The sequence below is a fragment of the Variovorax sp. 01N425 genome (genome assembly GCF_056399465.1).
The window spans coordinates 65775-89501 of the sequence record NZ_JBFTRJ010000007.1 but is presented as its reverse complement, the minus strand read 5'-3'; the positions used below and the strand labels follow the sequence as shown (position 1 = coordinate 89501).

At 69.8% G+C, this 23727-nt stretch carries 12 protein-coding genes; 9 read left to right on the top strand and 3 right to left on the bottom strand.

Annotation, left to right across the window (positions count from 1 at the left end; all coding sequences use genetic code 11):
• Window positions 1-22: 22 nt before the first annotated feature.
• The 3 genes from AC1DSC_RS14120 to AC1DSC_RS14110 are packed head-to-tail and all read right to left on the bottom strand — an operon-like array spanning window position 23 to window position 5038.
• Window positions 23-1234 carry an alpha-hydroxy acid oxidase gene (locus AC1DSC_RS14120; protein WP_436287897.1) on the bottom strand — a complete coding sequence of 404 codons (1212 nt, stop codon included), beginning with the start codon at window positions 1232-1234 and terminating at the stop codon, window positions 23-25.
• A 16-nt stretch (window positions 1235-1250) separates the two neighbouring features.
• On the bottom strand, window positions 1251-2867 hold the full coding sequence (locus AC1DSC_RS14115) for an indolepyruvate oxidoreductase subunit beta family protein (protein ID WP_369663306.1): 1617 nt from the start codon (window positions 2865-2867) through the stop codon (window positions 1251-1253).
• Between the two features lie 11 nt (window positions 2868-2878).
• Window positions 2879-5038, bottom strand: coding sequence for a thiamine pyrophosphate-dependent enzyme (locus AC1DSC_RS14110; RefSeq protein WP_369663305.1), 2160 nt, complete (start codon window positions 5036-5038; stop codon window positions 2879-2881).
• 78 nt (window positions 5039-5116) lie between these two features.
• Here AC1DSC_RS14110 and AC1DSC_RS14105 point away from each other — a divergent pair, with 78 nt between their 5' ends.
• The 9 genes from AC1DSC_RS14105 to AC1DSC_RS14065 all read left to right on the top strand — a co-directional run bounded on the left by AC1DSC_RS14105 (window position 5117) and on the right by AC1DSC_RS14065 (window position 23666).
• On the top strand, window positions 5117-6037 hold the full coding sequence (locus tag AC1DSC_RS14105) for a LysR family transcriptional regulator (RefSeq protein WP_278877382.1): 921 nt from the start codon (window positions 5117-5119) through the stop codon (window positions 6035-6037).
• A gap of 92 nt (window positions 6038-6129) precedes the next feature.
• A complete protein-coding gene (locus AC1DSC_RS14100; RefSeq protein WP_369663304.1) occupies window positions 6130-7383 on the top strand; it encodes an Nramp family divalent metal transporter in 1254 nt (417 codons plus the stop codon).
• A 366-nt stretch (window positions 7384-7749) separates the two neighbouring features.
• Window positions 7750-15249, top strand: coding sequence for a non-ribosomal peptide synthetase (locus AC1DSC_RS14095; RefSeq protein ID WP_369663303.1), 7500 nt, complete (start codon window positions 7750-7752; stop codon window positions 15247-15249).
• Window positions 15250-15265: 16 nt separating this feature from the next.
• Complete coding sequence (locus AC1DSC_RS14090; protein WP_369663302.1) at window positions 15266-16591, top strand: glycosyltransferase; 1326 nt, start codon at window positions 15266-15268, stop codon at window positions 16589-16591.
• A gap of 17 nt (window positions 16592-16608) precedes the next feature.
• Window positions 16609-16818 carry an MbtH family protein gene (locus AC1DSC_RS14085; RefSeq protein WP_018905360.1) on the top strand — a complete coding sequence of 70 codons (210 nt, stop codon included), beginning with the start codon at window positions 16609-16611 and terminating at the stop codon, window positions 16816-16818.
• A 196-nt stretch (window positions 16819-17014) separates the two neighbouring features.
• On the top strand, window positions 17015-18640 hold the full coding sequence (gene xdhA / locus AC1DSC_RS14080) for a xanthine dehydrogenase small subunit (RefSeq protein WP_369663301.1): 1626 nt from the start codon (window positions 17015-17017) through the stop codon (window positions 18638-18640).
• 2 nt (window positions 18641-18642) lie between these two features.
• Entirely contained in the window at window positions 18643-21093 is a 2451-nt protein-coding gene (gene xdhB, locus AC1DSC_RS14075) for a xanthine dehydrogenase molybdopterin binding subunit (RefSeq protein WP_369663300.1), read from the top strand.
• A 126-nt stretch (window positions 21094-21219) separates the two neighbouring features.
• Window positions 21220-22203, top strand: coding sequence for a LysR family transcriptional regulator (locus AC1DSC_RS14070; protein WP_015866681.1), 984 nt, complete (start codon window positions 21220-21222; stop codon window positions 22201-22203).
• Window positions 22204-22382: 179 nt separating this feature from the next.
• Window positions 22383-23666 carry an NCS2 family permease gene (locus AC1DSC_RS14065; RefSeq protein ID WP_208856333.1) on the top strand — a complete coding sequence of 428 codons (1284 nt, stop codon included), beginning with the start codon at window positions 22383-22385 and terminating at the stop codon, window positions 23664-23666.
• Window positions 23667-23727: the final 61 nt, after the last annotated feature.

The following is a 23727-nucleotide window of genomic DNA, read 5'->3' as shown; positions in this document are numbered from 1 at the left end:
TTTCTGAACTAATCCGTGCAATCTAGGCAGCGGCGCGCGCCGCGTAAATGGCGGGTTTCCCTTGCAGGGTTTCCTTGGGCGGCGGCTCGGGCCGGCCGACGTGGCGCAGCCCGAGTTCGGCCGCGCGCGTGGCGCCGAGCAGCGTCATGGTGCGTTCGATTTCCTGCGCCAGCAGCTGCAGCACAGAGAGCGCGCCTTGCTCGCCGCCGCAGGCCAGGCCGTAGAGCGGCGCACGTCCGGCCAGCACGCCGCGCGCGCCCAGTGCCAGCGCCTTCACCACGTCGCTGCCGCGCCGGATGCCGCCGTCCATCAGCACCGGAATGCGCCCGCCGGCGGCATCCACCATGGCGGGCAGCACGGCGATGCTCGCGGGCGCCGCATCGAGCTGGCGGCCGCCGTGGTTCGACACCACGATGCCGTCCGCGCCGTGGCGCACGGCGCGCCGCGCGTCCCCGGCGCCGAGCAGGCCCTTGACCAGCAGCGGGCCGTCCCAGAGCTTGCGCAGCCAGGCGAGGCTTTCCCAGGTGAGCCGGCGGTCCATGGTGCGCGAGAGCAGCGCGGCCTGCGCCTGCGCCTGCGCGGACACGGGCGCGCCGTCGTCGTCCGGCAGCAGGTTCGCGAACTGCGGCATGCCGCTGCGTGCGAGCCGCATCAGCCACGCCGGATGGCGCGCCATGTCGAGCACGGTGGCGGGCGTGAGGCGCATCGGCAACCGGAAGCCGTGCCGCAGGTCGCGCTCGCGCAGCCCGCTGACCGGCACGTCGACCGTGAGCACCAGCGCCTCGAAGCCGGCCGCGCGTGCGCGCCGCACGATGCGCTCGGCAATGGCGCGCTCGCCCATCACGTACAGCTGCATCCACAGCGTGGCGTCGGGCGCGGCCGCGCGCACGTCCTCGATGCGCGTGTTCGATGCGGTTGAGAGAACGAAGGGCACGCCCGCGCCCTGGGCCGCGCGGGCCAGCAGGGCGTCGGCGCCGGGGCGCACCAGGCCGGCCAGGCCGATGGGCGCGACCGCGAAAGGCGCGCGCCAGCGGCGGCCGAACAGTTCGATGCCGATGTCCACCGTGCTGGTGTCGCGCAGGCATTCGGGAATCAGCGGCAGCTGTTCGAGCGCATCGCGGTTGCGCTGCAGGCAGCGCTCGTCCTCGGCACCGCCGTCGACATAGTCGAACACGAGGCGCGGCAACATCCGGCGCGCACGGCGCCGGTGGTCTTCGACATTGAGCAGCGGCATCGTGGGTGCCTCGGCCTCAGGCGCTGCCCGCGGGCTTGCGCTTCATCCAGCGGATCGGCTGGGCCTTGACCGGGCGGGCGGGCGCGCCGTGCGCCACCAGCGCGGCATCGAGCGCGCGGCCGGCATCGTCGGCCAGCGCGGCGGTGCGCGCCGCCGCCACCGATTGGGCGCGCTCGGCCGGCGCCACGCCGGGCTGCGCCGCCAGATGGCCGGCCAGGTGCAGCAGGTTTTCCTTGCCGCGCTCGTTGGTGCTGCCATAGCCCTTGATGAGCCGGCCGCACAGCGCAAGCTCGTGGCCCAGTGCCCAGGCCTCGCGCGTGCCGGCCTCCACCGCCGCGAGCCAGCGCTCGATCAGTGCCTGTTCCTCGGCAAAGCGCTGGCCGCGGCGGCGCAGCCACTTCAGCGATGACAAGAGGCGCAGCGACGCCATGCCGGCCACCGAATGGCTGCCCACCTTCAACGGCAGCGCCCAGGGCACGAGGCCGCGGGCCTGCCTGCCGCGGTCCCATGCGGTGACGCGGCGCGCCAGGCCCGGCGGCAGCAGCGCGGCGAACTCGGCCGCGCCGGGCTTGAAATGGTCGTAGACCTTCACGATGTCTTCCTCGGCCGCGCGCACTTCATGCCGCACGCGCTGCGCACGGCTGGCGCGGCCCTTGAGCGCGGCCACGCGCACGATGTCGTCGAAGGCCATCCACAGCGCGAGCCAGCGCGCGGCTTCGCGGGTGGTGGCAAAGCCCTGCGCGCCGGCCGGGTCGGCCGCGCGTTCGGCATCGAGCACCCGGCCCAGCCGCTCGGCGTAGAGCGCGGCGTAGGCGGCGTCCTGGTAGTCGAGCACGCGCGCATGGCCGAGCGCGAGCATGTCGTGCACGGCGGGCGGAAAGCGCTGCGCCAGTTCGTCCGGCAATGCGCGCGGCGGTGGCGGCGCGTCGCGGGTGTCGGCGGCCAGCACGCTGCTCACGAAGGCGGCCTGCGCGCGCGGCGTGCCCACGGCCTCGAAGCCGGCCGCAAAGCCGCGCAGGCTGGCCGCGGCCATCCTGCCCAGCTTCTCGGGCGCGCGGGCGTCGCCGCCGCGCACCACGTGTTCATAGGCCTCGCGCGGGAACGGGAACAGGCCGCTGCCCGCGATGGCGCCGAGCATCACCGCGCTGACCACCGTGCCCGTTTCGCGCGCCATGGCGTTCATGTCGAACACATGGTGTTCGCGGCTGAAGGCCTTGACCACGTCGACGAGGCGCTGCGCATCGGCGCGGCCGTCGCCGGGCTGCATGCGCTCGGCGGTGGTGAAGATGCGCGCCGACGAACTGATGACCAGCGTGCGCAGCGGCGCGCTCATGCCGTTGCCGATCTGGCGCGCGGTCTCGAGCAGCTCCGACGACACGATGGCGTCGAGCGCGCCCGGCACCGGGCTCAGGCTGAACACCGGGCGCCGGCCGGCCAGCTGCGCGAGCGGCACCGGGAACACCTCGATGTAGTAGGTGGTGGCGCCGGTGCGCTGCGCCACGCCCGGAATCGACGTGCTCTGCGCGGCATGGCCGGCATGGCGCGCGATGTCGACCAGCCATTCGGTGAGCACGCCGCCGCCTTCGCCGCCCAGGGCGCAGACGAGCAGGGAGATGGGGCGGTTCTGTTCCATGTGGTCGTCTCTCATGCGGGTTGCAGCACGCGCACCACGGCGCCGCGCAGCGTGTGCAGCAGGCGCTCGTGCCACTTGGGGTTCTGCACCACCTCGGCGCGGTAGAAGCTCGGGCACAGCGTGGCCGCATGCGCGTTCTCGCCGCACAGGCCGCAGCCCACGCAGCCGTCGATCACGGTGGCCACGGGGTCGACCTTGAGCGGATCGGGGTTGTCCTTGAGCGTGAGCGTGGGGCAGCCCGACAGGCGGATGCAGGCGTGGTCGCCGTTGCACACGTCCTCGTCCACGCCGTACTTCACGCGCACCACGCGCTCGCCCTTCTTGAGCAGGCCGGCAATCCAGGGCTTGATGCGGCGCTGCCGCTCGAGCTGGCATTCGCCCTCGGCAATCACCACCTTGAGGCCGTTGAAGTCGCTGGTGAGCGCCTCGGTCAGCGTCTTGCGCATGCGCTCCACGTCGTAGGTGGTGACGGTGCGCATCCACTGCACGCCCAGGCCTTTCAGCGTGGCCTCGATGGTCTGGTTCTTGTCGACCAGGCTCTGCTGCTTGTCGACGGCGCGCTCCTTCGTCTCGTCGTCGGGCGTGGAGATGATGTCCTGCGTGCCGGTGGCCGAGGTGTAGCCGTTCTTGAAGATCAGCAGCACCGCGTCGTCGCCGTTGAAGAGCGCGCTCTGCACGCCGGTGAGCAATCCGTTGTGCCAGAAGCCGCCGTCGCCCATGATCGACAGGGTGCGGCGGTTCATCATGGGCGCCACGCCCGCGCGGCTTGCCAGGCTCATGCCGTAGCCGAGGATCGAATGCCCCATCGAGAAGGGCTCGAAGGTGCCGAAGGCATGGCAGCCGATGTCGGCCGCGATGTGCACAGGCCCGGTCTCCTGCTGCGCGAGCTTGAGCGCCGAGAACACCGGCCGCTCGGGGCAGCCGACGCAGAAGCTCGGCGGCCGGTTGGGCAGCAGCGTCTCGAGCTGGCGCGCCACCGCCTCGCGGCGCTCGCGGTTGCCGGCCAGCCAGGCCTCTGCGGAAGACGAAGCTTCGCCGCTCTCGATGTACTTCGCGGCGAACGCGCCGAGGCCGCCCGCGAGCACCTCGACGCCGTATTCGCCGGCCGCGGGCAGCATGTCCTTGCCGTGCAGCGGCGTCTGGATGTCGCGCCGGCGCAAGAGGGTGGCGATGTCCTGCTCGATGTATTCGGGCTGGCCTTCCTCCACCACCAGCACGGCGCGCTTGCCCAGGCAGAAGTCGGCCACCTGCTCGGGCACCAGCGGGTAGGTCACGTTGAGCACCAGGATCGGAATGTCGGTCTCGCCGAAGGCATCGGCCAGGCCCTGCTGCTGCAGGCTGCGGATGAGCGCGTTGTAGAGCCCGCCCTGCACCACGATGCCGAGGTCGGCATGCCGGCCGCCCGGCACCAGCTCGTTGAGCCCGTGCTCCACGATGTAGCGCCGCGCCGCCGGAATGCGCTCGTCGCCCTTGAGTTTTTCATGGCGGAAGGTGACGGGCGGATGCGCGAGCCGCATGTAGTCGAAGCCCGCGGGCTCGCTCATCAGCGCGCGGGTCGAGACGGCGGGCGCGATGTTGTCCCTGCACTCGAAGCTGCCGCGCACGTGGCAGGTGCGAATGCGCAGCTCCATCAGGCAGGGCATGTTGGAGGCTTCCGACAGGCGAAAGCCTTCTTCCACCATGCGCACCATCACGCCCAGGTCGGGCCGCGGATCGAGCAGGCACATGCTCGACTTGAGCGCATAGGCATGCGTGCGCTCCTGGATCACGCTGGCGCCTTCGCCGTAGTCCTCGCCCACCACCACCAGCACGCCGCCGGTCACGCCGGGCGACGACAGGTTGGAGAGCGCATCGGCCGCCACGTTGGTGCCGACTATCGACTTCCAGGTGACGGCGCCGCGCAGCGGGTAATGAATGGAGGCGCCGAGCATGGCCGCGGCCGAGGCTTCGTTGGAGCAGGCTTCCACGTGCACGCCGAGCTCGTCCATGTAGGCCTTGCCCTGCACCATGACGTCGAGCAGGTGCGACACCGGCGCCCCCTGGTAGCCGCCCACGTAGGCCACGCCCGACTGCAGCAGGCCCTTGGTGATCGCGAGGATGCCCTCGCCGTGGAAGGTGTCGCCGGCGCCCAGGCGCAGCAGCTCGACTTCCTTGCTGAATGAAACTTCCATCGTGTCTCTTTTTTCTGGGGGTCTCGCAGTGTGGTCGGCGCGCCGCCATACATCAATAAAATAAGCAAGCTATCCAACATGAACGCCATGCATATCGAAAAGCTCGACCTCAACCTGCTGCGGCTCTTCGATGCGGTCTTCCGCGCCCGCAGCGTGAGCCGCGCGGCCGACGCGCTGGGCCTCACGCAGCCGGCGGCCAGCCATGGCCTCACGCGGCTGCGCCTGTTGCTGGGCGATGCGCTCTTCACGCGCACCCCCGGCGGCGTGGCGCCCACGCCGCGGGCGGAGCGGCTGGCGGTGCCGGTGCAGGCGGCGCTGGCCATGCTGCAGCAGGCGCTGGCCGAGCCCGAGCGCTTCGACCCGGCCGCTTCGCGCAAGCTGTTCCGCATCCACATGAGCGACATCGGCGAAGGCCGCTTCCTGCCCGCGCTGATGGCGCGGCTGCGCGAGCTGGCGCCGGGCGTGCGCGTCGAGACCATGCCGCTGGCCACCGGCGACATTGCCGCCGCGCTCGACAGCGGCCGGATCGACTTCGCCTTCGGCTTTTTGCCCAAGGTGAAGGACACGCAGCGCGCCCAGCTGCTGAAGGACCGCTACATCGTGCTGCTGCGCAAGGGCCACCCGTTCGTGACGAAGCGGCGCCGCAGCGGGCAGGCGCTGCTCGAGGCGCTGCAGGAGCTCGACTACGTGGCGGTGCGCACGCACGCCGAGACGCTGCGCATCCTGCAGCTGCTGAACCTCGAAGACCGGCTGCGCCTGACCACCGAGCACTTCATGGTGCTGCCGGCCATCGTGCGCGCCACCGACCTGGCGGTGGTGATGCCGCGCAACATCGCGCGCGGCTTTGCCGAGGAAGGCGGCTACGCCATCGTCGAGCCGCCGTTTCCGCTGCGCGACTTCACGGTGTCGCTGCACTGGAGCAGGCGCTTCGAGGCCGATCCGGCGAACCGCTGGCTGCGCCAGGTGATCACGGCGCTGTTCTCCGAGCGGGCGGGGTAGGGGAAAGGCGCAGGATCTTCGCGCATCTTTTCGGTGAAAAGCCTGCGCAAGATCATCTGGCGGTCAGGCTCGGCGTGCCACGATCGGGCCACATGAAGAAACGTATTCCGTCGTTCCTGCGCCACGTGGGGCCTGGCGTCGTCACCGGTGCGGCCGACGACGACCCCTCCGGCATCGCCACCTACACCCAGGCCGGCGCCCAGTTCGGCACCGGCCTGCTCTGGACGGTGTTCCTGTCGCTACCGTTCATGGTGGCGATCCAGCTGGTGTCGGCGCGCATCGGCCGGGTCACGGGCAAGGGCGTGGCGGCCAACCTGCGCGAGCACATGCCGCGCGGCTTCCTGTTCGCCCTGGTGTCGCTGCTGGTGGTGGCCAACACCATCAACATCGCGGCCGACATCGCGGCCATGGGCGAGGCGCTGCAGCTGGTGGTGGGCGGCGGCGCGCACTTCCATTCGCTGATGTTCGGCGTGGTCACGGTGCTGCTGCAGGTGTTCGTGCCCTACCGCAAGCTGGCCCACATCCTCAAGTGGCTGACGCTCACGCTATTTGCCTACGTGGCCGCGGTGTTCGCGGTGCAGGTGGAATGGGGCCATGTGCTGCACGACCTCGTGGTGCCCCGGCTGCAGTGGAACGGCAGCTACTGGATGATGATCGTGGCGCTGCTGGGCACCACCATTTCGCCGTACCTGTTCTTCTGGCAGGCCTCGCAGGAAGTCGAGGAGCTCCGGCTCAGGGGCGGGCGGCGCGGCACCGACCAGGAGGTGTGGCGCGACCTGCGGCGCGTGCGGCTCGACACCTGGCTGGGCATGACCTTCTCGAACGTGATCGCCTTCTTCGTGATGGTGGTGGGCGCGGCGGTGCTGTTTGCGGCGGGGGTGCACGACGTGTCTTCGGCGGCGCAGGCGGCCGAGGCGCTGCGGCCGCTGGCGGGCGACTTCGCGTTCTGGCTCTTCGCGGGCGGCATCATCGCCACCGGCTTGCTGGCGGTGCCCGTGCTGGCCTCGTCGGCTGCCTATGCGGTGGCCGAGGCCTTCGGCTGGGAAGAAGGGCTGGAGCGGCACTGGCGCGAAGCCAAGGAGTTCTACGGGATCATCGCGGTGGCCACGCTGGTGGGCACCGCGCTCGACTTCACCCCGATCGATCCGATGAAGGCGCTGTACTGGAGCGCCGTGATCAACGGCGTGGTCGCCGTGCCGATCATGGCCGCGATGATGGTGCTGGTGTCGCGCGAGAAGGTGATGGGCCTGTTCACCTCGGGGCGCCGCACGCGCTGGCTCGGGTGGGGCGGCACGGCCCTGATGGGCTTCGCGGCGCTGATGATGGGATGGGACATGGTGCGCTGACGCGGACCGCGCCCGCAGCCCGGGCATCCATCGAAAGTACGCGCCGCGGGGCGCGTTTTTTTTGCGCGGCCGTTCGCACGCCGATGGATGCCCCTACGGAATTTGTACCAAGTTGCTGCATTGCAACAACGGTTTTCCGGGTGTCGGGCCCCGGAAATACGATGAAAGCCTTCGCATTCGACCATCGCCGATCGAATGTTCACTTCCCGCTGAAACCTTTCTCGCTCAAGGCCGCGCGTGAAATTTTCGTGCCCGGAAAAGCGTCACTGAAATTGTTGCAACCACTTGTAGAGTGGTTTGGCGCGTTCATCCCACGCGCCCATGCAGCGTTGCGTTGCCGATTTCATTCAAGAGCTGGAGAAGTGCATGACTACCGCCGATCACCTGGGCCGCACCGCGCCCCTTACCTCGGGTCAGATGGCGATGTGGCTCGGCGCAAAGTTCGCGTCGCCCGACACCAATTTCAATCTTGCCGAAGCCATCGAGATCGATGGCCCCATCGACCGCGCCATCTTCGTTGCCGCCATGCGCCAGGTGGCCGATGAAGCCGAAGCCACGCGGCTGAGTTTTGTCGATACCGACGCAGGGCCGCGCCAGGTCGTGGCGCCCACCTTCACCGGCGAGATTCCGTACCTCGACTTGAGTGACGAGCGCGATCCGCAGGCCGAGGCCGAGCGCTGGATGCGCGCCGACTTCACGCGCAACATCGACCTGGCGACGGGGCCGCTGTGGCTCTCGGCGCTGATCCGCCTCTCGCCCGCGCGCCACATCTGGTATCACCGAAGCCACCACATCGTGCTCGACGGCTTTGGCGGCGGGCTCATTGCGCGCCGCTTCGCGGACGTCTACAGCGCCATGGCCGAAGGCAGCGCGGCAGTGCCTGATGAATCGCGCCTCGCGCCGATCTCGCAGCTGGCCGAGGAAGACAACGCCTACCGCGCGTCGGGCCGCTTTCCGCGCGACCGCCAGTACTGGGTCGAGCGCTTCGGCGATGCACCGGATCCGCTGAGCCTGGCCTCGCAGCGTTCGGTCAACATCGGCGGCCTGCTGCGCCAGACGGTGCATCTGCCGGCCGCCAGCGTGCAGGCCCTGCAGGCCATTGCGCAAGAGCTCGGGACCACGCTGCCGCAGATCCTCATCGCCACCACCGCGGCCTACCTGTACCGCGCCACCGGCATCGAGGACATGGTGATCGGCATCCCCGTGACGGCGCGCCACAACGACCGCATGCGGCGCGTGCCGGCGATGGTGGCCAACGCGCTGCCGCTGCGCCTGGCGATGCGCGCGGACCTGCCGATCCCGGAACTGATTCGCGAGGTCGGCCGGCAGATGCGGCAGATCCTCAGGCACCAGAGCTACCGCTACGAGCACCTGCGCAGCGATCTCAACATGCTGGTTGCCAACCGGCAGCTGTTCACCACGGTGGTCAACGTCGAGCCCTTCGACTACGACTTCCGCTTTGCGGGCCATGCCGCGAAGCCGCGCAACCTGTCGAACGGCACGGCCGAGGACCTGGGCATCTTCCTGTACGAACGCGGCAACGGGCAGGACCTGCAGATCGACTTCGACGCCAACCCCGCGGTGCACAGCGCGCAAGGGCTGGCCGACCATCAGCGCCGGCTGCTCGCCTTCATGGCCGCGGTGATCCGCGAGCCGGACCAGGCCATCGGCCATGTCGACCTGCTGAGCATGCATGAGCGCACGCAACTGCTGGTGGAGTGGAACGGCACGGCGCACCCGGTGCCCGCCAGCCATCTCACCGCATTGATCGAGGCGCAGCTTGCAGCCGACCCGCAAGGCATTGCGCTGCGCTTCGAAGGCGAGGCGATGCGCAACGGCGAACTGAACCGCCGCGCCAACCGCCTCGCGCACCTGCTGCGCGCACGCGGCGCGGGGCCGGAGCGCACCGTGGCGCTGGCCATTCCGCGCTCGATGGAATTGATGGTGGCGCTGCTCGCCACGCTGAAGACGGGCGCCGCCTACCTGCCGGTCGACCCCGACTTTCCGCAGGACCGCATCGCCTTCATGCTCGGCGACGCGCAGCCGGTGTGCCTCATCACGACCATGGCGCTTGCGGAGACGCTGCCGGGCGGCGCAGGGCAATTGCTGCTCGACCTGCCGCAAACGATTGCCGAACTGGGGAGTTGCGCCGACAGCGATCCCGCCGTGGCGATCGACCCCGACCATCCGGCCTATGTGATCTACACCTCGGGCTCCACCGGGACGCCGAAGGGCGCGGTGGTGTCGCACCGAGCCATCGTCAACCGCCTGCGCTGGATGCAGCACCGCTACGGCCTGCGGGCCGACGACCGCGTCCTGCAAAAGACGCCGTCGAGCTTCGACGTGTCGGTCTGGGAATTCTTCTGGCCGCTGATCGACGGCGCCACGCTGGTGCTCGCAAAGCCGGGCGGCCACAAGGATGCGGCCTACCTGGCCGATCTGATTGCCAGCGAAGCCATCACCACGATCCACTTCGTGCCGTCGATGCTCGAGGTCTTCCTGCGCGAGCCCGCCGCGTCCGCCTGCAGCACGCTGCGGCGCGTGATCTGCAGCGGCGAAGCCCTGTCGCCCGCGCTGGTGTCGCAGTTCCAGCAGCGCCTGTCCTGCGAGCTGCACAACCTCTACGGCCCGACCGAGGCCGCCGTCGACGTGACCTCGTGGGAATGCCCGCGCGAGCCGCAAGCCGCAGCGGCACTGGCGAGCGTTCCCATCGGCCGCCCGATCTGGAACACGCAGATGCATGTGCTGGACAGCGGCCTGCAGCCCGTGCCGCCGGGCGTGACCGGCGAGCTCTACATCGCGGGTATCGGCCTGGCGCGCGGCTACCTCGGGCGGCCGCTGCTGAGCGCCGAACGCTTCATTGCCAACCCGTACGGCGAGCCCGGCAGCCGCATGTACCGCAGCGGCGATCTTGCGCGCTGGCGCAGCGACGGCAGCCTCGACTTCCTGGGCCGCGCCGACCAGCAGGTGAAGATCCGCGGCCTGCGCATCGAGCCCGGCGAGATCGAGTCGGTGCTGCTGCGGCATCCGCAGGTGGCGCAGGCCGCGGTGCTTGCGCGCGAGGATGTGCCGGGCGAGAAGCGCCTGGTGGCCTACGTGGTGGCTGCCGATGCGGCCGATCTGCAGGCCGCCGAGCTGCGCACGCACCTGGCGCAGGCCTTGCCCGAGTACATGGTGCCCTCGGCCTTCGTGAGCCTGCCGGCGCTGCCGCTGGGCCCGAGCGGCAAGCTCGACCGCAAGGCGCTGCCGGCGCCCGAGCTGCAGGCCGCCACGCCGTATGCGGCACCGCGCACGCCCACCGAAAGAATATTGGCGGGGCTCTGGGCCGAGACGCTGCACCTGCCGCGCGTGGGCATCCACGACAACTTCTTCGAGCTCGGCGGGCACTCGCTGATGATCGTGCAGCTGATCTCGATGATCCGTCAGCAGTTCATGATCGACCTGCCGCTGGACACGCTGTTCCAGGTCTCCACCATCGCCGGCCTCGCGGAGCTGCTCGACCAGGAGACGGTGGCGCGCCCCAGTCTCGTGCCGATGCCGCGCCCGGCGCGCATTCCGCTTTCTTTCGCGCAGCGCCGCCTGTGGCTGATGAACCAGCTCGAAGAGGCCAACCCGGCCTACAACATGCCGCTCGCGCTGCGGCTTTCCGGCCTGCTGGACCGCGCGGCACTGCACGAGGCGCTGGGCGACCTGGTGCAGCGCCACGAGAGCCTGCGCACCATCTACCCGAACGAGGACGGGCTGCCCTACCAGCACATCCTCGATGGTGCTGAGGCGTGGCCAGCGGTGATCGAAGCCGACAGCAGCGAGGAAGACATCGCCACGCAGCTGCATGCCGCGGCGCACCGCGGCTTCGCGCTCGGCACCACGCCGCCGTTGCGCACGCACCTGTTCAGGCTGGCGGCCGACGAACACGTGCTGCTGCTCTTGACGCACCACATCGTCGGCGACGGCGCCTCGCTGCTGCCGCTGGCGCGCGACCTGAGCGTGGCCTATGCCGCACGCTGCGAAGGCAAGGCGCCGGGCTGGGCGCCGCTGCCGCTGCAATATGCCGACTACGCGCTGTGGCAGCAGGAACTGCTCGGCAGCGAAGACGACCCCGAGAGCATGGCCGGCCGCCAGCGCGAGTTCTGGCGCGAGACCTTGGGCGACCTGCCCGAGCGGCTGAGCCTGCCCGTCGACCGCCCGCATCCGGCGGTGCCCAGCTACCGCGGCGACGTGGTGCCGATGCAGATCGCGCCGCGCGTGCACGAGCGCATGCTGCAGCTGGCGCGCGACGGCCAGGCCAGCGTCTTCATGGTGCTGCAGGCCGCACTCGCGGGGCTGCTGCACCGGCTCGGCGCCGGCGACGACATCGCCATCGGCACGCCGGTGGCCGGGCGCAGCGACCACGCGCTGGACGAGCTGATCGGCTGCTTCGTCAATGCGCTGGTGCTGCGCACCGACCTCTCGGGGCAGCCGAGCCTGCGCGAGCTGATCGCGCGCGTGCGCAGCACCAACCTGGCGGCCTATGCGAACCAGGAGCTTCCGTACGACCGCATCGTAGAGCTGCTGCGGCCGGGCCGCTCGGGCGCCAACCTGCCGCTGTTCCAGGTCATGCTGGGCTTCCAGCAGGGCAGCAACCGGCTGTCCTTCAGCCTGCCGGGCCTGTCGATCACGCCGCAGCCGGTGGCCGTGGACACCGCGAAGTTCGACCTGTCCTTCATTCTCGACGAGCAGCGCGGTGCCGACGGCCTGCCGGGCGGCATTGCCGGCGGCATCCAGTACAGCACCGACCTGTTCGACCGCGGCACGGTCGAGGCCATCGCGGCGCGGCTCGCGCGCCTGCTCGAAGAGGCCTGCGATGCGCCCGACGAACCCATCGCCAGCCTGGCCATCCTGAGCGCCGAGGAAAACCGCCGTGTGCTGGAGGACTGGAGCGGCCGCACGCGCGAGCTGGCGCCGCTCACCCTGGCCGCCATGGTTCAGGCTCACGCCGCCGAGCGACCGCAGGCCGCGGCGGTGGTGCTCGACGATGTGACCGTGAGCTATGCCGAGCTCGACCTGCGCGCCAACCGGCTCGCGCAGCTGCTGCGCGGCCGGGGCATCGGCGCCGGTGCCATCGTCGCGACGGTGCTGCCGCGTTCGCTCGACCTCGTGGTGACGCACCTGGCCATCGTCAAGGCTGGCGCGGCCTACCTGCCGATCGACCCGGCCCACATGGCCGGGCGCAGCGCCTTCGTGTTCGAGGAAGCCGCGCCCGCCGCCGTGCTGACCCATGCCGCGCTCCTGCCACAGCTGGCTGGCGTGCCGCACTGCGTGGCGCTCGATGGCGACGAGACGGTCGCCGCGCTGGCAATCCAGCCGGACGATCATCCGGCGCCGGCGCAAGTTGCCGATCCTCAGCAGGCCGCCTACGTCATCTACACCTCGGGCTCCACCGGCCTGCCCAAGGGCGTGGTGGTGCCGCATGCGGGCCTCGCCAGCCTGGGCGCCGCGATGATGGAGCGACTTGCGATCACGCCGGCTTCGCGCGTGCTGCAGTTCTCCTCCAGCGGCTTCGATGCTTCCGTGATGGACCAGCTGATGGCCTTCCACGCCGGCGCCGCGCTGGTGCTTCCCGCGGCGCAGCCGCTGCTGGGCACGGACTTGGCCGAGCTGCTCGAGAGGCAAGCCATCAGCCACGCGCTGATTCCGCCTGCCGCGCTGGCTACCTTGCCGCCAGGCGAATTTCCGCGGTTCCAGACGCTGGTGGTGGGCGGCGACGCCTGCCCCGCGGCGCTGGCCGCGCGCTGGTCGCAGGGCCGCCGCATGGTCAACGCCTACGGCCCGACCGAGATCACCATCTGCGCGAGCATGAGCGCGCCGATGGATGCGACGGAGCCGCCCTCCATCGGCCAGCCGGTCTGGAACACGCGCATGTACGTGCTCGACGACAGCCTGCGCCCGGTGCCGCCCGGTGTTGCGGGCGAGCTGTACATCGCCGGCAGCGGCGTGGCGCGCGGCTACCTCAAGCGGCCCGTGCTGAGCGCCGAGCGCTTCATTGCCAATCCGTATGGCGAGCCCGGCAGCCGCATGTACCGCAGCGGCGACCTCGCGCGCTGGCGCAGCGACGGCAGCCTCGACTTCCTGGGCCGCGCCGACCAGCAGGTGAAGATCCGCGGCTTCCGCATCGAGCCCGGCGAGATCGAGTCGGTGCTGCTGAAGCATCCGCAGGTGACGCAGGCCGCCGTGGTCGTGCGCGAGGACATCCCGGGCGACAAGCGCCTGGTGGCCTACTTTGCCGCCGCCCCCGATCCGCAGCCGGTCGAGCTGCGCGCGCACATGGCGAAGGCGCTGCCCGACTACATGGTGCCCTCGGCCTTCGTGCACCTGCCGTCGCTGCCGCTGACACCGAGCGGCAAGCTCGACCGCAAGGCGCTGCCCGCACCCGAGCAGCAGCAGGCCGGCGCGCAGTACGTGGCACCGCGCACGGCCACCGAGAATCTGCTTGCGGACCTGTGGGCCGAGACGCTGCAGCTGCAGCGCATCGGCATCCACGACAACTTCTTCGAGATCGGCGGCCATTCGCTGATGGCGATCCAGCTCGGCATGCGCATCCGCCAGCAGCTGCGCGCGGACTTCCCGCATGCCGAGGTCTACAACCGCCCCTCGATTGCCGAGCTGGCCGCATGGATCGACGACAACGCCGGCGGTGGGGCCGAGGCGCTGGACCTGTCGCGCGAACTCGAATTGCCCGCGCACATCCGCCCGCAGGGCACTGCTGCACCGGCGCTGAAACCGAAGCGCGTGTTCCTCACCGGCGCGAGCGGCTTCGTCGGCAGCCACCTGCTGGCCGCATTGCTGCGCGGCACCACGGCCTGCGTGGTGTGCCATGTGCGCGCCGAGGACGCGCAGGCCGGCGAGCTTCGCCTCAAGCGCACGCTGGTCCAGCGCCGGCTGGGCGCGGTGTGGGACGACGCGCGCATCCAGGTCGTGACCGGCGACCTCGGCAAGCCGCGCCTGGGCCTGGACGACCGCGCCGTGCAGCTGGTGCAGGACGGCTGCGACGCCATCTACCACTGCGCCGCGCAGGTCGACTTTTTGCATCCCTATGCGAGCCTCAAGCCCGCGAACGTCGACAGCGTGGTCACGCTGCTCGAATGGACGGCGCAAGGCCGCGCGAAGAGCATGCACTACGTCTCCACGCTCGCGGTGATCGACCAGAACAACAAGGAAGACACCATCACCGAGCAATCGGCGCTGGCCTCTTGGAGCGGGCTGGTCGACGGCTACAGCCAGAGCAAGTGGGTCGGCGATGCGCTGGCCCGCGAGGCGCAGGCGCGGGGCATGCCGGTGGCGATCTACCGGCTCGGGGCCGTCACCGGCGACCACGCGCATGCGATCTGCAACGCCGACGACCTGATCTGGCGCGTGGCGCACCTCTATGCCGACCTGGAAGCGATTCCCGACATGGATCTGCCGCTCAACCTCACGCCGGTGGACGACGTGGCGCGCGCCATCCTCGGCCTGGCGGGGCAGCAGGCCTCATGGGGCCAGGTGTTCCACCTGACGAGCCAGGAGGCGCTGCGGGTGCGCGACATTCCGCCGGTCTTCGAGCGCATGGGCATGCGGCTGGAGCCCGTGGGGCTCGAGCCCTGGCTGCAGCGCGCGCACCAGAGGCTGGCCACCGTGCAGGACCGCGACCTGGCCGCGGTGCTCGCGATTCTCGACCGCTACGACACGGCGGCCACGCCGCCGCAGGTGAGCGGCGCCGCCACGCATGCGCAGCTCGCAGCCATCGGCGCGCCGATCCGGCCGGTGGACCGCGAGCTGCTGCAGCGCTACTTCGTCGACCTGGGCATCGACACCAAGGCGCGCCGCGCCGCGGAAACCACCACTTCATAGGAGGAGCAAGAACGCAATGGCAAGCTATCTCATCGCGGCCACCGCCTTGCCAGGCCACGTGTTGCCGATGCTCGCGATCGCGCAGCATCTCGTGGGCCTCGGGCACGAGGTGCGGGTGCACACCGCGAGCCAGTTCAGGGCGCAGGCCGAGGCCACCGGCGCAGGCTTCACGCCGTTCGCACCCGCGATCGACCACGACTACCGCGACCTCGACCAGCGCTTTCCCGAGCGCCGCCGCCTGTCGTCCGCGCATGCGCAGCTGTGCTTCGGCCTCAAGCATTTCTTTGCCGATGCCATGGCCGCGCAGCACGCGGGGCTGCGTTCGATCCTCGAGGAATTCGAGGCCGATGCCATCGTGGTCGACACCATGTTCTGCGGCACCTTTCCGCTGCTGCTCGGCCCGCGCGACAAGCGTCCGGCCGTCGTCGCCATCGGCATCTCGGCGCTGCCGCTGTCGAGCTGCGACACCGCCTTCTTCGGCACTGCGCTGCCGCCGTCGAGCACGCCGGAAGGGCGCGCGCGCAACCGGGCGATGAACGCCAACCTCAAGCAGGCGATGTTCGGCGAGGTGCAGCGCCACTTCGACGGCCTGCTGGCGCGCTCAGGCCTGCCCGCGCTGCCGGAGTTCTTTGTCGATGCGATGGTCAAGCTGCCGGACCTGTACCTGCAGCTCACCGCGCCTTCCTTCGAATACCCGCGCAGCGACCTGCCCGCATCGGTGCGCTTCGTCGGGCCGCTGCTTGCGCCCGCGAGCCGCGGCTTCACCCCGCCCGACTGGTGGCCCGAGCTGGACGACGGCCGCTCGGTCGTGCTGGTGACGCAGGGCACGCTGGCCAACCAGAACCCGGCGCAGCTGATCGGCCCGGCGCTGCAGGCGCTGGCAGGCGACAGCAACGTCCTCGCCATCGCCACCACCGGCGGCCCGGTGCCGCCTGCGCTGGCTGCGAACCTGCCCGCCAATGCGCGCGTGCTGCCGTTCTTGCCCTACGACCGGCTGCTGCCCAAGGTGCATGCGATGGTCACCAACGGCGGCTACGGCTCGGTCAACCATGCACTGAGCCTCGGCGTGCCGCTGGTGGTGGCCGGCACCAGCGAAGAGAAACCCGAGATCGCCGCGCGCGTGGCCTGGTCGGGCGCGGGCATCAACCTGGGCAGCGGCCAGCCGGGCGCGCGCCAGATCGGCGACGCCGTGCGCAAGGTGCTGGGCGAGTCCAGCTACCGGCAGCGCGCGGCCGCATTGCGCGAGGATTTCGCGCGCCATCAGGCGCTCGCCGGCATCGCCGAGGCGCTGGCGGCGCTGCGCCGCACCACCACAACTCCCGCATCCGCGGCCGTGGCCTGAACCCCGAGGAAATCGACATGAGCAACCCGTTCGACGACAAGAGCGCCAGCTTCCTGGTGCTGGTGAACCACGAGGGCCAGCACTCGCTGTGGCCCGCCTTCATCGCCGTGCCCGCCGGCTGGCAGGTGGCGCTGGCAGCGACCGACCGGGCCGCCTGCAATGCCTTCATCGACGCGAACTGGGTCGACATGCGGCCGCGCTCGCTGGCGGCGGCGGGCGGCGGCTGACGGTACCCGGCGCTCGCCACCATGGGCGCGCTCAGGCCCATGGCCCGGGAATTGCTCTCGCTCTCCAGGGTTTCCCCCTAGGCCGCATACCCGCGTCCACATACGCAATATGGCGCCTGCGGTATGTGGGCAGGGGCACAAGCGGCTAACGTCCAGGCTTGGCCGGGAAACCGAGCCGCCCACGAGGCCAAAGAGCATGAGCACAGAGAGCAGCAGCAACAACAACAGCACGCAACCCGTCCGCTTCTTCCACCGCGGCAGGATCGTCGACGTCAGCGGCGTCCATCCGACCCGTTCGGTGCTCGACTGGCTGCGCGAGGACGCGCACTGCACCGGCACCAAGGAAGGCTGCAACGAGGGCGACTGCGGCGCCTGCACCGTGGTGATCGGCGAGCTGGCCAGCGACGCCAACGCGCCGGGCACGGTCGGCGGGCTGCAGCTGCAGACGGTCAACGCCTGCATCCAGTTCCTGCCCACGCTGCACGGCAAGGCGCTGTTCACGGTCGAGGACCTGAAGGCGCAGTGCGCGGCGGCCCAGCCGCAGGACAGCGGCAAGAAGCACGCCGTCCACACGCTGCATCCGGTGCAGCAGGCGATGGTCGACTGCCACGGCTCGCAGTGCGGCTTCTGCACGCCGGGCTTCGTGATGTCGCTGTGGTCCGCCTACGAGCACCACCAGGCCGAGGGCACGCAGCCCACGAGGCAGCAGCTGGCCGACGAGCTCTCGGGCAACCTGTGCCGCTGCACCGGCTACCGGCCGATCCTCGATGCCGGCCAGCGCATGTTCGACCTGCCGGCCGTGCGGCTCGACACGAAGCCCGTGGTGGCGGCGCTCACCGCCTTGCAGAACGACGGCCTGGACTACGCCGCGCCGCTCGGCGCCCGCATCGACCACTTCCACGCGCCGCGGACGCTGGCACAGTTGGCCGCGCTGCGCGAACAGAAGCCGCGCGCCCAGCTGCTGGCCGGCTCGACCGATGTCGGCCTCTGGGTCAACAAGCAGTTCCGCGACCTCGGCGACATCATCTACGTGGGCGACGTGGCCGAGATGAAGACCATCGAGACCCGGCAGAACGGCCAAGGCGGCGAGCTCTACATCGGCGCCGGCGCCTCGCTCGAAGCCGCCTTCGAAGCCCTGGTGCAGCGCGTGCCGAGCCTCGCGGACGTGTGGCTGCGCTTTGCCTCGCCGCCGATCCGCCATGCCGGCACCATGGGCGGCAACGTGGCCAACGGTTCGCCCATCGGCGATTCGCCGCCGGTGCTGATGTCGCTCGATGCCGAGATCGAGCTGCGCCGCGGCGACGCAGTGCGCCGCATGCCGCTGCCCGACTTCTACATCGACTACATGAAGAACCAGCTGCAGCCTGGCGAGTTCGTGCAGGGGCTCGCGGTGCCGCTGGCCGCCATGCGCCGCCAGGTGCGCGCCTACAAGATCAGCAAGCGCTTCGACTGCGACATCTCGGCCCTGTGCGCAGGCTTCGCGATCGAACTGGAGCCGGGCAGCGACACGGTCAAGGCCGTGCGCCTGGCCTTCGGCGGCATGGCCGCCATCGTGAAGCGCGCCGCAAATGCCGAAGCCGCACTCGTCGGCAAGCCATGGACCCAAGCCAGTGTTGCCGCCGCCAAGCTCGCGCTCGCCCAGGACTTCAAGCCGCTGTCGGACATGCGCGCCTCGGCCGACTACCGGCTGCAGGTGGCGCAGAACCTCGTCCAGCGCCTCTGGCTCGAAACGCGCACCGAAGATGCGCTGTCGCTCGAGGAGACCAGTGTCTGGAGCGTGATGCCCCATGCCGTCGTCAAAGCCGCGGCCGAAGGAGCCTGACCATGAACAAACCCATCGACGCCCGCCTGCTGCAGCCCGCCGAGGCCTTTGCCGACTACCTGAAGAACACCGCCGCGCGCATCGACCCCGTGGCCGAGGCGATCGCGCACGACCTTGGCGCGCGTGTCGGCATCAGCCGGCCGCATGAATCGGCGCACCTGCACGTGGCCGGCGAAGCGACCTACATCGACGACATTCCCGAAATCACCGGCACGCTGCATTGCGCGCTGGGCCTGTCGCCCGCCGCCAACGGCCGCATCACGGCGCTGTCGCTCGACGCCATCCGCGCGATGCCCGGCGTGATCGCGGTGCTCACGGCCGACGACATTCCGGGCACCAACGACTGCGGTTCGATCATTCACGACGATCCGATCCTCTTGCCCGTGAACGAGGGCGGCGAGATCCGCTACCTTGGCCAGCCCGTGTTCGCCGTGATCGCCGAGACGCGCGAGGCCGCGCGCCGCGCCGCTTCCAGGGCCAAGGAGGCGATGACCATCGAGGCCGAGCCGCCCGTCATCACGCCGCAGGAGGCGCATGCGCGCGGCCAGTACGTGGTGCCGCCGATGCACATCGTGCGCAGCGGCGGCAGCGCCAACGAAGGTGACGAAGCCGCCGTGCGCGCCGCCATCGCCAAGGCGCCGCACCGCCACAAGTCCACGCTCGACGTCGGCGGGCAGGAGCAGTTCTACCTCGAAGGCCAGATCAGCTACGCCATTCCGAAGGAAGGCGGCGCGCTGCACGTCCATTGCTCGACGCAGCATCCGAGCGAAATGCAGCACCTGGTGGCGCATGCGCTGCACCTGCAGTCGAACGAAGTGCATGTGGAATGCCGGCGCATGGGCGGCGGCTTCGGCGGCAAGGAATCGCAGTCGGCGCTGTTCGCCTGCGTGGCGGCCATCGCGGCGCGGCAGCTGCAGCGCCCGGTCAAGCTCAGGCTCGACCGCGACGACGACTTCATGATCACCGGCCGCCGCCACTGCTTCTGGTACGAATACGACGTGGGCTACGACGACGAGGGCCGCATCCTCGGCGCGGAGATCACCATGGTGTCGCGCGCCGGCCACTCGGCCGACCTCTCGGGCCCGGTGATGACGCGCGCGCTGTGCCACTTCGACAACGCCTACTGGCTGCCCAACGTGGCCATGCACGGCTACTCGGGCAAGACCAACACGCAGAGCAACACCGCGTTCCGGGGCTTCGGCGGGCCGCAGGGCGCGATTGCCGTCGAGAACATCATGGACTCGGTGGCGCGCGCGCTGGGCCGCGATCCGCTCGACGTGCGGCGCGTCAACTTCTACGGCACGACGCAGAACAACGTCACGCCCTACCGCCAGACCGTGACCGACAACATCGTCCACGAACTGGTGGCCGACCTCGAAGCCAGCAGCGGCTATCGCGCGCGGCGCGAAGAGATCGCGGCGTTCAATGCAAAGAGCGTGGTGCTCAAGCGCGGCCTCGCGCTCGCGCCGCTCAAGTTCGGCATCTCGTTCAACGTCAAGCATTTCAACCAGGCCGGCGCGCTGGTGCATGTGTACACCGACGGCTCGATCCTCGTGAACCACGGCGGAACCGAGATGGGGCAGGGCCTCAACACCAAGGTGGCGCAGGTGGTGGCGCACGAGCTGGGCGTGAGCTTCGAGCGCGTGCGCGTCACGGCAACCGACACCACCAAGGTGGCCAACACCTCGGCCACGGCCGCATCGACCGGCGCCGACCTGAACGGCAAGGCCGCGCAGGATGCCGCTCGCCAGATCCGCGAGCGCCTGGCCGAGAGCGCCGCCGAGCGCCATGGCGGCAAGGCGAGCGAGGTGCGCTTTGCCAACGACAAGGTCGAGGTCAACGGCCGCTCGCTGGCCTTCAGCACCGTGGTGGGCGAGGCGTATCTCGACCGCAAGCAGCTCTGGTCCGACGGCTTCTATGCCACGCCCGGCCTCAGCTGGGACAAGGACAGGATGCAGGGCCGCCCGTTCTACTACTACGCCTACGGCGCGGCGGTGAGCGAGGTGATCGTCGACACGCTCACCGGCGAATGGAAGCTCTTGCGCGCCGACATCCTGCACGACGCGGGCAAGTCGCTGAACCCGGCCGTGGACATCGGCCAGGTCGAGGGCGCCTTCATCCAGGGCATGGGCTGGCTCACCACCGAGGAGCTGGTGTGGCATCCGCAAAGCGGCAAGCTCACCACGCACGCGCCCAGCACCTACAAGATCCCGACCGCCAACGACTGCCCGCCCGTCTTCAACGTGCGCCTGTTCGAAGGCCAGAACTTCGAGGACTCGATCCACCGCAGCAAGGCCGTGGGCGAGCCGCCGCTCTTGCTGCCGTTCTCGGTGTTCTTCGCGATCCGCGATGCGGTGTCGGCCGCGGGTGGGCACAAGGTCGATCCGCCGCTGAAGGCGCCGGCCACGAGCGAATCGATCCTTCGCGCCATCACGGCCGTCCAGTCCGCCTAGCCACTCGTAGACTTTGGCGCATGTCCAAAGTCATCCCCATGCCCCACGCCCTCGTCCTCTTCGCGAAACACCGCGGAACCGGCTTTGCCGGCCCGCTGGTGCGGCCCGCTGCTCGGGGGGGACGCCATGCGTGACCAGGCATTGTTCGACAAGATCGATCTTCATCTCATCAGGGTGCTTCACACCGTGCTGACCGACCGCAGCGTCTCGCGCGCCGCCATTCGCTTGGGCATGTACCAGCCGGCCGTCTCGGCCGCGCTGAAGCGGCTGCGCGAACTCTCGGGCGATCCGCTGCTGGTGCGATCGGGCTCGGGCATGGTGCCGACCGATGCGGGGCTGCGGATGATCGAGCCGGCCGCAAGCATCCTGCGTGCGGCCGAGATGCTTTTTTCCGATGCGCGCGGCTTCGAGCCGCAGTCGGCGGCCACCACCTTCCGCATCGCCGCAAGCGACTACATGGACCCGCTGTTCCTGCCGATGCTGGTGGCGCACGTCAAGCGCGAGGCGCCGCTGTGCCAGATCGAGATCCATGCGCTCACGCCCGATTCCGACTACCACGGCCACCTCGCGCTCGGCCAGGTCGACCTGGTGATCGGCAACTGGCTCAAGCCGCCGGAAGACCTGCACATGGCGCGGCTCTTCGGCGACGAGGTGGTGTCGCTGGTCAACCAGGACCACCCGGCCGTGCGCCGCGGCTGGGACCTGGAGACCTGGCTCGCGGCCGAGCACATCGCCCCCACGCCCATGCACCCGGGCGGGCGCGGCATCATCGACCAGATGCTCGACGAGCTGGGCCGGCAGCGCAACATCACGGCGCGCTGCGCGCACTTCAGCCTGATCCCGGACATGGTCGCGTCGAGCCTCCTGGTGCTCACCACCGGCCGCCAGTACTGCGAGCGCTTTGCCGCGCGCCTGCCGGTGAAGATCCTCGAGTGCCCGGTGGCGCTGCCGCGCCTCATGTACTACCAGCTCTGGCACGAGCGCACCCATTCGTCGAGTTCCGCGCGCTGGCTGCGCGAATGCATCAAGGACGTGGCGGCGTCGCTGCGGCCCGCCTTCACCACGCCGGCCTCGCGCGCCTTCGCGGCCGAAGCCCCCGATCCGCCCTGACGATTCTTCCTCTGGCCGCGCCGGCGTCGCGGCCGAGGCATGTTTGAACGAACCGCCACATACAACAGCTGGAGACAAGCGACATGAACAGGTTTGAAGAGGTGCCCAAGGTCACCGATCCCCACGCCTCGGGGACAGCCGCGCACGTCGCGCCGCAGGGCGCGAACTGGCTTGAACGCATGTTCAAGCTGACCGAGCACAACACCACCGTGCGCACCGAAGTCATCGCAGGGCTCACCACCTTCCTGACGATGGCCTACATCATCTTCGTGAACCCCTCGATCCTCGGCGATGCGGGCATGCCCAAGGGCGCGGTCTTCGTGGCCACCTGCCTGATCGCGGCGCTGGGCACGCTGATCATGGGCCTGTATGCCAACTACCCGATCGCGATGGCGCCGGGCATGGGACTGAACGCCTACTTCGCCTACGTGGTGGTGCTGGGCATGGGCTACACGTGGCAGGTGGCGCTGGGCGCGGTGTTCATCTCGGGGACGCTGTTCCTGATCGTCACGGTCACGGGGCTGCGGGAGCTGTTCATACAGGGCATACCGCAGTCGCTGCGAACGGCGATCACCGTGGGCATCGGCATGTTCCTCGCGCTCATCGCGCTCAAGAGCGCGGGCGTGGTCGCGGCATCGCCGGCCACCTTCGTCACGCTGGGCGACCTGCACTCGGCGCCGGTGGTGCTGGCGACGCTGGGCTTCCTGGTGATCGTGACGCTCGACCGGCTCAAGGTGCGCGGCGCCATCCTCATCGGCATCATGCTGGTGACGGTGCTGTCGTTCTTCTTCGGCGGCAACAAGTTCCATGGCGTGTTCGATGCGCCGCCGTCCATTGCGCCCACCTTCATGCAGCTCGACATCCTGGGCGCGCTCAAGGGCGGCATCCTGAACGTGGTGCTGGTGTTCTTCCTGGTCGAGATGTTCGACGCCACCGGCACGCTGATGGGCGTGGCCAAGCGCGCGGGCCTCCTGGTGCCCGGCAAGATGGAGCGCATGAACAAGGCGCTCCTGGCCGACAGCGGCGCGATCTTCGCGGGCTCGCTGCTCGGCACCTCGAGCACCACGGCCTACGTGGAAAGCGCGGCCGGCGTGCAGGCCGGCGGGCGCACCGGCCTCACGGCGGTGGTGGTGGCGGTGCTGTTCCTCGCCTGCCTGATGATCTCGCCGCTCGCGGGATCGGTGCCGGCCTATGCCACCGCCCCGGCGCTGCTCTTCGTGGGCTGCCTGATGCTGCGCGACCTCGTCGAGCTCGACTGGGAAGACACCACCGAGGTGATCCCCGCGGCCGTGACCGCGCTGGCCATGCCTTTCACCTACTCGATCGCCAATGGCCTGGCCTTCGGCTTCATCACCTACGCGGTGCTCAAGCTCTGCACCGGCCGGGCACGGGAAGTGCATGCGATGGTCTGGGTGATCGCGGCGATTTTCCTGTTCAAGTTCGCCTACATCGGCGGACACTGAGGGGCGCGCCGTCGGGCGCCGATGGATGCGGAAGCTGCTATTAAACTTATAGCTGCTTCCG

Coding starts and splice junctions, on each gene's coding strand:
- AC1DSC_RS14120 (WP_436287897.1), bottom strand. CDS start 1,234: ATGCCGCTGCTCAATGTCGAAGACCACCGGCGCCGTGCGCGCCGGATG.
- AC1DSC_RS14115 (WP_369663306.1), bottom strand. CDS start 2,867: ATGGAACAGAACCGCCCCATCTCCCTGCTCGTCTGCGCCCTGGGCGGC.
- AC1DSC_RS14110 (WP_369663305.1), bottom strand. CDS start 5,038: ATGGAAGTTTCATTCAGCAAGGAAGTCGAGCTGCTGCGCCTGGGCGCC.
- AC1DSC_RS14105 (WP_278877382.1), top strand. CDS start 5,117: ATGAACGCCATGCATATCGAAAAGCTCGACCTCAACCTGCTGCGGCTC.
- AC1DSC_RS14100 (WP_369663304.1), top strand. CDS start 6,130: ATGAAGAAACGTATTCCGTCGTTCCTGCGCCACGTGGGGCCTGGCGTC.
- AC1DSC_RS14095 (WP_369663303.1), top strand. CDS start 7,750: ATGACTACCGCCGATCACCTGGGCCGCACCGCGCCCCTTACCTCGGGT.
- AC1DSC_RS14090 (WP_369663302.1), top strand. CDS start 15,266: ATGGCAAGCTATCTCATCGCGGCCACCGCCTTGCCAGGCCACGTGTTG.
- AC1DSC_RS14085 (WP_018905360.1), top strand. CDS start 16,609: ATGAGCAACCCGTTCGACGACAAGAGCGCCAGCTTCCTGGTGCTGGTG.
- xdhA (WP_369663301.1), top strand. CDS start 17,015: ATGAGCACAGAGAGCAGCAGCAACAACAACAGCACGCAACCCGTCCGC.
- xdhB (WP_369663300.1), top strand. CDS start 18,643: ATGAACAAACCCATCGACGCCCGCCTGCTGCAGCCCGCCGAGGCCTTT.
- AC1DSC_RS14070 (WP_015866681.1), top strand. CDS start 21,220: ATGCGTGACCAGGCATTGTTCGACAAGATCGATCTTCATCTCATCAGG.
- AC1DSC_RS14065 (WP_208856333.1), top strand. CDS start 22,383: ATGTTCAAGCTGACCGAGCACAACACCACCGTGCGCACCGAAGTCATC.